Source organism: Pseudomonas arsenicoxydans (genome assembly GCF_006438915.1).
In the GTDB taxonomy this organism is placed as follows: Bacteria; Pseudomonadota; Gammaproteobacteria; order Pseudomonadales; family Pseudomonadaceae; genus Aquipseudomonas; species Aquipseudomonas arsenicoxydans_A.
In genome coordinates, this window is sequence record NZ_RCZE01000001.1 from 423,621 (window position 1) to 436,461 (window position 12,841).

Annotated in this window: 8 protein-coding genes; 3 read left to right on the forward strand and 5 right to left on the reverse strand. The window is 55.1% G+C overall.

The window, feature by feature from the left end; translation table 11 throughout:
* Positions 1-9: 9 nt before the first annotated feature.
* Together recG and EAH78_RS01985 are read left to right on the forward strand one after the other, a co-directional pair.
* The gene (gene recG, locus EAH78_RS01980) at positions 10-2,085 is read left to right on the forward strand and encodes an ATP-dependent DNA helicase RecG (RefSeq protein ID WP_140664811.1); all 2,076 of its coding nucleotides are present in this window, start codon (positions 10-12) and stop codon (positions 2,083-2,085) included.
* Between the two features lie 78 nt (positions 2,086-2,163).
* Positions 2,164-3,564, forward strand: a complete 1,401-nt coding sequence (locus tag EAH78_RS01985; RefSeq protein WP_140664814.1) for an aminoacyl-tRNA deacylase and HDOD domain-containing protein — start codon at positions 2,164-2,166, stop codon at positions 3,562-3,564.
* A 333-nt stretch (positions 3,565-3,897) separates the two neighbouring features.
* Here the strand turns inward: EAH78_RS01985 and EAH78_RS01990 are convergent, their stop codons facing one another.
* Entirely contained in the window at positions 3,898-4,281 is a 384-nt protein-coding gene (locus tag EAH78_RS01990) for a helicase (RefSeq protein ID WP_140664819.1), read from the reverse strand.
* A 487-nt stretch (positions 4,282-4,768) separates the two neighbouring features.
* On the opposite strand from EAH78_RS01990, the gene EAH78_RS01995 reads away from it, so the two are divergent.
* Complete coding sequence (locus EAH78_RS01995; protein WP_140664824.1) at positions 4,769-5,152, forward strand: DUF6124 family protein; 384 nt, start codon at positions 4,769-4,771, stop codon at positions 5,150-5,152.
* 69 nt (positions 5,153-5,221) lie between these two features.
* On the opposite strand, the gene EAH78_RS02000 is transcribed toward EAH78_RS01995, so the two are convergent.
* From EAH78_RS02000 to EAH78_RS02015, 4 genes are all read right to left on the reverse strand, one after another.
* The gene (locus EAH78_RS02000) at positions 5,222-6,595 is read right to left on the reverse strand and encodes a lysozyme inhibitor LprI family protein (protein WP_430539919.1); all 1,374 of its coding nucleotides are present in this window, start codon (positions 6,593-6,595) and stop codon (positions 5,222-5,224) included.
* Between the two features lie 184 nt (positions 6,596-6,779).
* The gene (locus tag EAH78_RS02005; protein WP_140664830.1) at positions 6,780-7,877 is read right to left on the reverse strand and encodes a tetratricopeptide repeat protein; all 1,098 of its coding nucleotides are present in this window, start codon (positions 7,875-7,877) and stop codon (positions 6,780-6,782) included.
* The gene (locus EAH78_RS02010) at positions 7,874-10,579 is read right to left on the reverse strand and encodes a glycoside hydrolase family 19 protein (RefSeq protein ID WP_140664833.1); all 2,706 of its coding nucleotides are present in this window, start codon (positions 10,577-10,579) and stop codon (positions 7,874-7,876) included. Before EAH78_RS02010 ends, EAH78_RS02005 begins: the two co-directional genes overlap by 4 nt.
* A gap of 199 nt (positions 10,580-10,778) precedes the next feature.
* Positions 10,779-12,830: a type VI secretion system tip protein VgrG gene (locus EAH78_RS02015; RefSeq protein WP_140664838.1), complete on the reverse strand. Its 2,052-nt coding sequence runs from the start codon at positions 12,828-12,830 to the stop codon at positions 10,779-10,781.
* Positions 12,831-12,841 lie beyond the last annotated feature (11 nt).

Genomic DNA, 12,841 nt, shown 5'->3' on the forward strand with positions numbered 1-12,841 from the left:
GTTGCTGTCATGACCGAGTTGTCGCAAGTGTCGGTGACGGCACTCAAGGGTGTCGGCGAGGCCATGGCCGAGAAGCTGGCCAAGGTCGGCCTGGAGAATCTCCAGGACGTACTGTTTCACCTGCCGCTGCGCTATCAGGACCGCACCCGTGTGGTCCCGATCGGCCATTTGCGACCGGGGCAAGACGCCGTCATCGAAGGCACCGTCAGCGGTGCCGACGTGGTCATGGGTCGTCGCCGCAGCCTCGTTGTGCGTCTGCAAGACGGCACCGGCGGGCTCAGCCTGCGCTTCTACCATTTCAGCAACGCACAGAAAGAAGGCCTAAAACGCGGCACGCGGATTCGCTGCTACGGCGAAGCGCGGCCTGGCGCGTCGGGACTGGAAATCTACCACCCGGAATACCGCGCCATTACCGGCGACGAACCGCCGCCGGTGGATGAAACCCTGACCCCGGTGTACCCGCTCACCGAAGGCCTGACCCAGCAGCGCTTGCGCCAGCTGTGCATGCAGACCCTGACGATGCTCGGCCCGACCAGCCTGCCTGACTGGCTGCCGACCGAACTCGCGCGCGACTATCAACTCGCACCGTTGGCCGATGCGATCCGCTACCTGCATCACCCGCCCGCCGATGCCGACGTCGATGAGCTCGCCCTCGGTCATCACTGGGCGCAGCACCGCTTGGCCTTTGAAGAACTGCTGACTCATCAACTGTCCCAGCAACGGTTGCGCGAGAGCATGCGCTCCCTGCGCGCACCGGCCATGCCGAAAGCCACCAAACTCCCGGCCAAGTACCTGGCCAATCTCGGCTTCGCACCGACCGGCGCACAGCAACGGGTCGGCAACGAAATCGCCTACGACCTCAGTCAGCACGAACCCATGTTGCGACTGATTCAGGGCGACGTTGGCGCGGGTAAAACGGTGGTTGCCGCCCTCGCCGCGCTCCAGGCACTCGAGGCCGGATATCAGGTCGCGCTGATGGCGCCCACCGAGATCCTCGCCGAGCAGCACTTCATCACCTTCAAGCGCTGGCTCGAACCACTGGGCATCGAAGTCGCGTGGCTGGCCGGCAAGCTCAAGGGCAAGAACCGCGTCGCCGCGCTGGAACAGATCGCCAGCGGCACGCCAATGGTGGTCGGCACTCACGCGCTGTTCCAGGACGAAGTGCAGTTCAAGAACCTAGCGCTGGTGATCATCGACGAACAACACCGCTTCGGCGTTCAGCAGCGTCTGGCGTTGCGGCAGAAAGGCGTTGGCGGACGCATGTGTCCGCATCAACTGATCATGACCGCCACACCGATTCCACGGACGCTGGCCATGAGCGCCTACGCCGACCTCGACACCTCGATCCTCGACGAACTGCCGCCCGGTCGAACACCGGTCAACACCGTGTTGATCACCGACACCCGACGCGTTGAAGTCATCGAACGGGTGCGCGGCGCCTGCGCCGAAGGGCGTCAGGCCTATTGGGTGTGCACGCTGATTGAAGAGTCGGAAGAGCTGACCTGCCAGGCCGCCGAAACCACTTACGAAGACCTCACCGCCGCGCTCGGCGAGTTGAAGGTCGGGCTGATCCACGGCCGCATGAAGCCGGTGGAAAAAGCCGCCGTGATGGCCGAGTTCAAGGCCGGCAACCTGCAACTGCTGGTCGCCACCACCGTGATCGAAGTCGGCGTCGACGTCCCGAACGCCAGCCTGATGATCATCGAAAACCCTGAACGCCTCGGCCTCGCGCAATTGCACCAGTTGCGCGGCCGTGTCGGCCGAGGCAGCGCCGCCAGCCATTGCGTGCTGCTCTACCATCCGCCGCTGTCGCAAATCGGTCGTCAGCGCCTCGGTATCATGCGTGAAACCAACGACGGTTTTGTCATCGCCGAAAAAGACCTCGAACTGCGCGGCCCCGGCGAAATGCTCGGCACACGTCAGACCGGCCTGCTGCAATTCAAGGTCGCCGACCTGATGCGTGACGCCGATTTATTGCCCGCCGTGCGCGACGCCGCCCAGGCATTGCTGGAGCGCTGGCCGGACCACGTCAGCCCGCTGCTCGACCGCTGGCTGCGCCATGGGCAGCAATACGGCCAAGTGTGAGCACCGTCGCAGTTTGAGGACGATGCTTTTAAACAAGCTGGTTATACTCCTGCAATTGTTTGAATACGGATACAGACCATGACTGAAGCTGCCCTCGCCCCGGAACCCCTGCACGCTCCGTCTGTTATTCGGCTGCTGCTGGGCAAGCTGGGCATTGCCTACGAAGAAGTGCTGGACCACCACGGCCTGAACGCCTCGCGCAAAGTACAGGCTGTGTTGCTGGACGACGCCGTCGGCGCGCTGATGGTGCTGTTTGCGCAAAGCCAATTGCTGGACCTCAATCGCCTCGCCGAACTGACCGGCCGCCGGCTCACTGCCGTGCCCACCGAACGCCTGGTGAAAATGCTCGGCAAACACAGCCTGAGCCTGCTGCCCGGCCTGCCGGCGCTGACCAGTTCGCCGTGCCTGTACGAAGAAAGCCTGCTGCGTGAACCGAAGTTGCTGATCAACTCGGGCGAACCGGGCCTGCTGCTGGAAATCACCAGCGAAGATTTCAAGACCATGCTGACCAAGGCCAGCGCCGCCAACTTCGGCGAGAACCTGACCAGCATCCGCCCCAACCTCGACCGCCCCGACGATGACCGCAAGGAAATCACCCAGGCCGTTCAAGTGTTCACGGCGCGGCGCATCCAGCAACGCCTGGAAGAGACCATCGAGATTCCGCCGCTGGCCGAGACCGCGCAGAAAATCATCAAACTGCGCGTCGACCCCAACGCCACCATCGACGACATCACCGGCGTCGTCGAAACCGACCCGGCGCTGGCCGCACAAGTCGTCAGCTGGGCCGCGTCGCCGTACTACGCCTCGCCGGGCAAGATTCGTTCAGTAGAAGACGCGATTGTGCGGGTCCTGGGTTTCGACCTGGTGATCAACCTCGCGCTGGGCCTGGCCTTGGGCAAAACCCTGAGCCTGCCCAAAGACCACCCGCAACACGCCACGCCGTACTGGCAGCAATCGATCTACACCGCCGCCGTCATCGAAGGCCTGACCCGCGCCATGCCGCGCGCCCAGCGCCCGGAAGCCGGCCTGACCTACCTCGCCGGTCTGCTGCACAACTTCGGCTACCTGCTGCTGGCCCACGTCTTCCCGCCGCACTTCTCGCTGATCTGCCGTCACCTGGAAGTCAACCAGCACCTGTGCCACAGCTACGTCGAGCAGCACCTGCTCGGCATCAGCCGCGAACAGATCGGCTCATGGCTGATGCGCTACTGGGACATGCCAGAAGAACTCGCCACCGCCCTGCGCTTCCAGCACGACCCGCATTACGATGGCGACTACGCGGAATACCCGAACCTCGTCTGCCTGGCCGTGCGCCTGCTGCGTGGACGCGGCATCGGCTCCGGCCCGGATGAAGACATCCCTGAAGCCCTGCTGGAGCGCGTCGGCCTGACCCGCGACAAGGCAAATGACGTGGTCACCAAAGTCCTCGAAGCCGAAGTCCTGCTGCGCGAACTCGCTTCGCAGTTCAGCCAGGCCTAAAAGCATCGCGGGCAAGCCCCGCTCCCACAAGGATCACCAAAACCCTGTGGGAGCGTGGCTTGCCCGCGATGAATCCCCCGCCGCCCCACCTGAATCACCACAAGCCCCTGTAGGAGTGAGCCTGCTCGCGATGAATCCAACTCGATATCTCTGAATCACCACACCCACTGTGGCGAGGGAGCTTGCTCCCGCTCGACTGCGCAGCAGTCGCAACCCAGCCAACGCGATGTATCAGACACAACCGAGGTCTCAGGCTTTAGGGCCGCTTCGCAGCCCAACGGGACGGTGCGGCGTTCCGACAAGCCCCCTCACCACAATGTCAGCCGCTCGACTTCAAGCCTTAGCCTTCGCCTTCCGCGGCTTCAAATACTTGGTCAACCCCTGAAACCAGATCACCAACGCCGGATTCCCTTTGATCTGAATCGACTTGTCCTGAATCCCCGTCATAAACGCCAACTGCTTGTTCTTCGCCTGCATCGTGGCAAAGCCATACGCCGCATCTTTAAAAGCAATCGCAAACGCCGGCTCGGCATACAGGCCCGACTTACTGGTAATACGCTGATCCTTCACAAAGAAATGCCGCGCCACTTTCCCGTCCAGGGTCTGTAACTGGAACACCAATTCCTTGTCACCCAACTGCTGCTGAAACGCAGGATTAGTCCGACTGGCCTTACCCATCAACAAACCCAGCATCCACAGAAGAAAACGAAATTTCATGCGCACAGCCTCAAGAGAAAAATGAACGGCCGGCGCAGTGTAGCCGCTTCGGACGATAACGATAGCATCGCGTTGCGTTAGAAGAAGATGACGCGTTTTTTGACGCTGATGACTACCAAGTCATTGACGAAACGCCGGTGTTTAAAAGCGTGGAAGATTTGATCTTTCTACGCTCGACGCTATCAGAAGTTTCCTTCAACACGTGGGGATGTTCGTGAACTAGGCAGCGTTGCGCTCGGCCGATAGTCTTTGTTGGTCGCCGCAAAATCGGTGACACGGACGTGCAAGTCCGAATCCAGGTGCGCAATTGCTTATGGCTATTCGTCGAGCGTTTTCCTATGCTCGCGGATCGTTATGGCAGCTGTGCGTCGGAGACCTTCGGGTCTGCCGGTTCCTGGATCGGTCTTGCACACCAACGCACAGCTGCCACCTCTTTCGAAGTGCAAAGCGAAACGGTGTCGGTCTCTTAATTCCAGGAGATACATCAATGATCAAGCCAACACCAAATCCACCAGAACACGAAGACACCTCCCCCTACGAATCCCTCGATTCGAAGAAACTCCACGAAGCCGCCGAACGCGCCCTCAACCACCATTTTCCCCCACTGCCCGAGAAGCCCAAGCCGCGCAAGGGCAACCTCTTCACCGTCTCCCCCGACATCGACACCGAAGCCCTCCTGGCCAACGCCTCGGAAGACCTGCTGTCCATCAGCGCCATCGCCGCCAACCTGGCCGATGATGTCGAAGGTACGCTGCGCTCCGTAGCACTGGCGATCAGCAGAATGTCGGATGGGGTTCGGTTGTTGGTTGAGCGAGCGCTGGATCATATTGATTCGTCGAATCCGGCGGAGCATCGGGCGAAGGTGAAGTAGAAACCATGAAGGGGATTTAATGTCCCCTTCTTTGATTCAGATGTATTAGTCACATCCGCACTCGGAGCATCAGATGCAGTGACTTGCCTTGATCGATTCTGCACCTTGCGATCCCAAGCGCCCTACGTTGTTGATACCCTGCGGATAACCTTTATCAGCTGACAATTGATAACAGGCCAGCGCCCGGGACATATCCTTTGTTCCTAAGTCGCCACTCTCAAAATAGGAACCCAGAGTGTTCATCGCCTCTGTAGACCCCATGGAAACTGCACGAATAATCTCCCTTTCTGCCTGCTCGGGGTGTTGGCAAGGGCCGTCATAATCGGTGGAGTTGCCATTACAGTAAAAAAAAGAGAGACCCAATGCCCCACCCGGCAGTGTCGTCGCAGCCGCTTTAAACAGAGCTTCAAGCTTGCTCGTTTCCAACTGAGGTGCCATCTGCGAAAGACTCAAGCCTGCCGCCGACAGACTCGCCTGTGGATCACCCGACTCTGCAGCACAGACATAGTTTTCCAGGGCCGCTTCATGCAGCTCCTTAGTCAGCCGGTATTGTTCAAGCGCCCCTAACCCACCCAACCCTTCCGCACGTTGATAACAGAAGCTCTCGGCGCGGCTCATTCCGGGTTTACTGGATGCGACAAGCTCTTTCTCGCTGATCGACCAATCCTCAATACCCACAAGCGCCCAGCATGGCTTTTTAGAAGAATTAAAAATCTTGATGTTGCTGTTGCCTGCCCGTTTATCCACAACGTTTACGTGATTGTCGTCTACACGTTCGATCTCAACCCCTTCCGTCTTGCTCTCACCTGTTGCAGCCATCAAAGGAAAGTCCAAGCTCGGGCCTACCGCCGCAGTGATGAGAGGTTCAAATCGACCAGGATCATCGGTTCGCTTCAACACCAGTATCTTCACCGCCAATGCGGTTAGACGCTTCTGGGACTCGGCATTGGCGGAAAACGCTGGCAAAAACTGAGCAAAGTCTTTGGATGGGCAAGAGCTATCTGACCCGCTTCTCATTGCCCCCCAACTTAAAATATCGGGTGCGATCTTGTCCAAAAAAGCCGAGCGCTCGTGGCTCATTCTTGCGATGCAATTATTCACGGTCGTTAAGTAAGCAGAAGTACCGGGCTTTATCTCAAACGCCTCGAGCGGACAATTCGCGTCCCGCAATTTTATCCACACCCGCTGCGCTTCCTTGACCTTCGCCGTATACGCCGCCCCCGCGTCGGGGTCGGCCAGGTACTGAGCTTCGAGTCGCGCCATCAGTTGGTGATAACTGGTATTCAAGAGTGAGTCGGCAGCGATTTTGGCCACATCCGAACACTTATCAATTTGTTGACTCGCAGTAATTTCGCCGCATTCATCTTGGGCTAGTGCGGTTGGAACTGTCAGAACGGCTTGGCATACCAGCGCACCAACAACTCCTAAAAAAAAGCGTTTCACTATGTTCAATCCTTGAGTCATTCATTAGGCACTATGAGTCTTTGATCAGCAGCAGCCGAAACTCACTGTTCACAAACTCGCAGTAACGGTCCCTGAGCAAAAAACGGGACCAAAGAACGGGACAGATTTATTTATAGAGCACTTCTAGAGTTATAAATAAATCTGCCCCCTCTCTTGCCACCCTTCAGCTTCGTTCCATTACCCGCTTAGGAATTTTTGCGCTCTTTCCAGACTGAACCATAAGCGAGTTATATTTTTTGTAGTTTTCCGCAGCCAGCTCCTTGTTCCCAATCCCCCAATAACTATCGGCCAAATTCAAATAAGCGACCACCCTATCTGGATTATTTGCAACGACATAACTCAGCAATTCAGTCGCCTCGCCATAATGACCTGACTCTTCGAATAAAAACCCGAGATCATTCGACCACCCGGGATTTTTTGAAAAATAGTATTTATCCACAATATAAGTCTCAGGTGCACATGCTGAATCTTCGTTACCGCCTGCGACAAAGTAGGTCATATACTCATTGAATTTAACTTTATCTCCTTTTTTGTAAGCTGCCAGGGCCAGATCAAAATTAGTGCTGACGTCGACCGGCATGAGTTTCTCGCGACTGTTTTTATCCGACTGACTTTCTATGTGCAGCGCTTTTAAATACTCAAATGCCTTAGTACCATTAAACTCATCAAGCGACTTTGAGTTAAAACGATCCAGTGGCAAAGCGTACACGCCTACCAGCGACCGATCACAGGACTCGTTATTTGTCACAAGAAGCAAATTCTTAAGAACCAGTTTTTTCGTATCAAGATCATATTTAAACTGCAAATTAAAGTTGTACTTTGTATTACCATCTTCAGTTGTTTTTAAAACCAGATACTCTCCTGGCTTAGCGGAAGCATATTTCACCGGAATAGTTTCACCTTGTACATCTACAACGTTAATAACGTTGTCCGTCGCGGAAGATGTACCTACATCAAACCCATCGTAGCTCGCGGGAGAATAGGTATTTTTTATAACTGGCAGCGCTAAATTCGCCTCCACGATCACCGACGGCTGAGCACCGTTGGCAGTTACAAGTAGCCGTTGTGTTTGATCACCTGGCTCAGCTTTTAGGATCAGAATTTTTTGATCCCTTAAGCCTTCTATCAGATTCACATCTAAAGATTTAATAACTTGAGAGCTGGCAGGCATTGCATTATTTCCTCCCGCCCAAGCAACTGGAACCGCAGAAAATAAGATAGCTACTGTAAAAAGCCTAGCGAAACCAGATTTATGATTCATTGGGAGAACACCTGATAAATCTCTGTAAAATGCGTACGACGCTCTGCGTAGCTCTCAGTATTCAAATTCACCACCTTAGTAATATCGTCTGTACTGCCCACGTTTGGAGCGACTTTATTATTAAGATGCTGCCATTCCCAAAAACCCATCGCCGACAACAAACCTATTTTTGTATCAAGCAACTGATCCGGGTTGGCAACAATATCAATTACCTCTTCAGGCAACTTGGCCTTTAAAACATCCTCTACTGCCTTGTAGTTTGCCTTCCATGTAAGCTGAATGAACCCTTTCCCCTTATAGCTCAATCCTTCAGCACAACCTCCAGAGGTCAATACAAAACCTCCTGAGGCTGAACAACAGCAGTAAACACGCTTAGCAATTTCGTCCGGCTTAGGTAATTGAGAATATGCCTTCCCCCCATTCAATGTATAAGCACTTTTGGCTGATGGGCTAAGTGCATTATATTGAGCCATTTCAATTCGTTTATACCCTAGTTGATCAGCTTCAGCAGGATAAGTGTCGAAATATCTCTTGAACAAACTTTTCAGGGCCGGAACGGAATACCAAAGGCTTTCTGACTTACCGACCAGGGCCGCCCCTACCTCAGTCTTAACTTGTGCAAAAAACTGTGCGATCCTTACAGGCGTATTAATCTCAAAACGCCCTGCATATTTATTAAATAGTTCTCTTACTTCTTCACGCTTGCTTTCAGAAGAGGTTGGAAACATCCTTTTCATTTGATCTTTTGATATCAGCTCTGCCGACACCGAAGAAAAGTTCCCGATGATCTCTATCGGATGAAAATGCCAGACCATCCCATCAGCAGGAACTTCCGCCCTACCAGAAAGTTTGCTCCAAAATACGAAATTATCAATTCGCGCTTGCTCATGTTTCAGTGATTTAGGTGAGTCTTCCAGAATCTGCGCTAAACGGCTCCACTTTGGCTTTTCGGATTTATCCTTCCACTCAGTCGGGTGATATGCGATCAACTTTGACCAATGGTCTCTCATCTCGACATTTTTCAAAGCCTCAGGAAAGTCTTCCGGCGTGACCTTCCCATCCTGATTCCCAAGCCTATCCAGATCTTTGTACAAGGCTTTGAATAAATCAGGCATGTCATCTGGATCAAGGAAACCGTCTGCACCAGCACTCGACTCCTTCACTATGCGAAAGCCGAGCTTTTCCCAGTCGTGCTGAGTGATTATCTGAGCATCTGCCTTTTTTATAAGGCCTGATTTGCTCTGACCATCCTCATCAACCTTGAGCTCATACCATTCTGTAGGATCTTTGAATATTGGAGCCTTGTTGAGTTCGACGATATGCTCCTTCAATAACTGGACAGTTCCCGTCTGAGGAGCTTTTTTTGTCAGAACAGCGTCTGCAGGTAAATGTAAAAATTGCTTCCCAAGCTTTAGTCCAGCTTGGTTCTGCAGGAAGTCTTCGACCTTTGAATCCGCCGTAAAAATCTCAATGTGCACCTGATGCTTACGGGTAATTTCAGCATTCTCACCCGTAGCGTTCTCCATCAACCCCATATACCCGATGGGGTCGCCCGCCTTGATACCGGTGCTCGTTAGGGTGACGTCGTCAAACGCCAAATCAGCGGGCGTCACCGTTTCCCAACGCATCGTAGGCTCCGGTGGTTCATTTTCAACACAAGCCCAAAACGTTGGGGGTACCGTTCCTGCCCCTCCCAATCCACCGCTGACGAGCTTGCATTCAGCCATACGCCGTAGACTCCCGGCGATGTTGAGATTGACCACCTTTTCACTATCAAACTCAACAATACTACTGGCTACCAACGCCATAGAGCCAAGAGGTGTGCCTGCGTTTTGTCCATTAGCGGGTGATGCTGGAGCGCTGAAAAGAGGTAGTGGTCGTGGCGCAACCGTAGCCTTCACCTTACCTTGCCAATAATTCGGCCTAGCTCGTTGTGGCGGTAAAATCTCGGACCAACTGGCACCGCCACTTGACGCGCGAGGGTAGGCCTCTCCATTTTTTTTGTAAGCGAACCAAACCTCTTGACCTACGGAGCGACCATTTACACTCCCCTTGAGTATTTTGCCCTTGGCATAAACCTCGTCAGTTCCCTTTTTGTCGAGAATCTCAAACTCGGTACCGGCGGCAATTGCGCCATACGTATGGCAACCGGGCTCACCTTTCGCATCACTACGTGCAGTGAAGCCTCCAGCAATCATTTTTATTTTTTGATTAGGTAGCTCTTCAGGCGACAGCGGGTACCGTTCAAACGGTAATAAATGCATGTAAAGACTGTAGAAAGTCAGAGCATTTTGCTTGTCCTTGTTCGCGCCTTCTTCCGGATTTGGCGGCGACTTATATTCGTGGCGTACCAAGCAGAATGAATTGGAGTATTTCAGCGGCTTGGCATCCACCCCCTCGCCGAAAATTGACACCAAGTAGTCTCTGTTCAGCCGATAAGCCACCACCTCACCATCCGCCATACAGCGTACCGGCTCATGGAGCACACATTGCGGAGCGCTCAAGTCACTGATGTGAATACCACCATGCCAGAACTTATTACTGCCCAGCAGATAGTGGCCTGACTTTTCGTTTTCGATGGCCTTATAGAGTTGCTCGGCATCCGTAAACTGTTTCCCATCCGATTTTCTGATGGGAAATTGAAATTTCATCGTTGGTAAAACTGTCGGAGCTGCCGGATTTTGGTTTGATGAATCAGTCATTTTTTTGCTTCCTGCAAATTTATAGCAAAGCTCTTTGGCTCAACCCGATCCTTTTCCGCGGACCACGACATCGACAACTTTACCGCTGGAGTGATGAGTTGGCATCGCACGTGAGCACTTACAGAAAGCCCCATCAGGGGGGCGGTGAAAATTGGCGCACCCACATCTGCATTTTTTTTGAAAACACGATTCATGTCGTTCACTCAGAAAACACAAAAAAAGCCTTCGGTTTAACCTTCTCAGGCACCGCATTCCCCAACGCCTGATCCATCAAACTCCCCGCCTTATCCTTATCCGCAGCCCCCGGCAGCACCGGCGGTTTAATCCCGATCCCTGTCCCGCTCCCCGCCGAACCACCCGCATTTATCTTCACCACCGGCCCAACAACCGTCACCCCGCCGGCATCCAGCTTGATAAAGCTCCCTCCCCCCAAAATGGTGAGTTCGCTGCCAGCCTCGATAACAATCTTCGCCCCAGCCTTCACATGAATCTCTTTCCCAACGCTAGTCAGCTGCGCAGTCCCCAACTTCACATGCTGGTTCTGCCCAATCGTCAGGTGATCATCCAGCCGCGTTTCAGTCTTGCGGTCGGCGATGGTGGTGCGATGCTCTTCCGCTTTCAACTCGGTGTAGGTGTTCTTCACCACCGTGTCATGTCGCTCATTGCCGACGCGAATCTTCTGATCATGCTCAATGTTTTCATCCCAATCCCGCTGGGCATGGATGAAGATCTGCTCCGCACCCTTCTTGTCTTCAATCCGCAGTTCATTGAACCCACCGCCCCCCGGTGAGCTGAGGGTTTTGAACACGGTGCGGGTTTTGTTCGCCGGCAACTCGTAGGGAACCTGGTTTTCCTTGTGGTACAGGCAACCGGTCACCAGCGGTTGGTCGGGGTCGCCTTCGAGGAAGGTGACGAGCACTTCCATGCCGATGCGCGGGATGACGATGGCGCCGTAGCGGTCGCCGGCCCAGCTCGATGAAACGCGCATCCAGCAGCTGGTTTTGTCATCCGCCAGGCCTTCGCGGTCCCAGTGGAATTGCACTTTGATGCGGCCGTATTGGTCGCAGTGGATTTCTTCGCCTTTGGGGCCGGTGACCATGGCGGTCTGGCTGCCGAGGACGCGGGGTTTCGGGTGTTCCAGCGCGGGGCGGTAGAAGACGTTCCACGGGGTGGCGAGGAAGCGGTTGCGGTAGCCCTGGTGGAAGTCGTCTTTGTTGTCGGTGGTGTCGCTGGTCACGGACTCTTCGAGGACTTGCGGTTGTTTGCCTTCGTGGACGATTTCGGTGAGCAGCCAGAGGTCGTTCCACTCGGTGCGCGGGTGGTCGGACATTTCCAGGAAGTGCCCGCTGATGAGCCGGGTCTGGTCGCCGTGGCCTTCGGCTTGCAGGTAGTCAGCGCGGTGGCGTTCGAGGGCGCGTTGGCTGAGGAATTTGCCGCGCGCGCGGTCGAGGAAGCGGCCGGGGTAGTCGTAGTCTTCCAGATCCGGTTCGGTGCTTTCGCCGTCGGGTTTGTACGCCGCTTCGAGTTGCAGGCGCGGTTTTTCGAAGTCGTAGTCGCGGCGTGTGACGCGGCCGGTGCGGGTTTCCAGGCGCAGTTTGAAGCCTTTGATTACCGGTTCGTCGGCGACCATGCCGCTGCCTTGCACATATGCCGTTGGCTGCCCGAGTTTCGGGAACACGGTCTGGTCGTCGCCGAAAACCAGCAGATGCCCTTTCTCGCTGTGCTGGAAGTGGTAGTGAATGCCTTCCTCTTCGCACAGGCGCTGGACGAAGTGCAGGTCGGTTTCGTCGTACTGCACGCAGTAGTCGCGGTCCGGGCACGGTTGGCTGAGCTGGAAGCGGTAGGCGTTGCCCTTGATGCCGTGTTCTTCGAGGATCAGCGCGATGATTTTCGGCGCGGACATCTGCTGGTAGATGCGCTGGTTGGTGCGGTGATGCAGGTATTGCAGGTGCGGCACCAGGGAGATTTTGTAGCGGGTCAGGCGTTTGCCGGCATCGCCTTGGGCGACGCGGTAGATCTGGCCGTGGATGCCGGAGCCCTCTCCCGTAGAAGAAGCAGCATCGAACGCCAGGAACGCCTGTTTGTGCAGCAGCTGCTCCAAGTCCAGATCAGGGTTTTCGCTGACCAGTTCGAGGTCGAAGCGATACGGCTGGCTGATGCCTTCGGTGCCGGTGAACGACAGCACTTGCAGGTCGCCGACGTAGTCTTCAACGGTCAGGCTGAAATGCGTTTCGTTAGACGGGTTGAACATTGCTTGCTCCC

Excerpts from the sequence above, each read along its gene's own strand:
- EAH78_RS02005 (WP_140664830.1), bottom strand. The coding sequence starts at position 7,877 with ATGAATCATAAATCTGGTTTCGCTAGGCTTTTTACAGTAGCTATCTTA.
- EAH78_RS02010 (WP_140664833.1), bottom strand. The coding sequence starts at position 10,579 with ATGACTGATTCATCAAACCAAAATCCGGCAGCTCCGACAGTTTTACCA.
- EAH78_RS01985 (WP_140664814.1), top strand. The coding sequence starts at position 2,164 with ATGACTGAAGCTGCCCTCGCCCCGGAACCCCTGCACGCTCCGTCTGTT.
- EAH78_RS01995 (WP_140664824.1), top strand. The coding sequence starts at position 4,769 with ATGATCAAGCCAACACCAAATCCACCAGAACACGAAGACACCTCCCCC.
- EAH78_RS01990 (WP_140664819.1), bottom strand. The coding sequence starts at position 4,281 with ATGAAATTTCGTTTTCTTCTGTGGATGCTGGGTTTGTTGATGGGTAAG.
- EAH78_RS02015 (WP_140664838.1), bottom strand. The coding sequence starts at position 12,830 with ATGTTCAACCCGTCTAACGAAACGCATTTCAGCCTGACCGTTGAAGAC.
- recG (WP_140664811.1), top strand. The coding sequence starts at position 10 with ATGACCGAGTTGTCGCAAGTGTCGGTGACGGCACTCAAGGGTGTCGGC.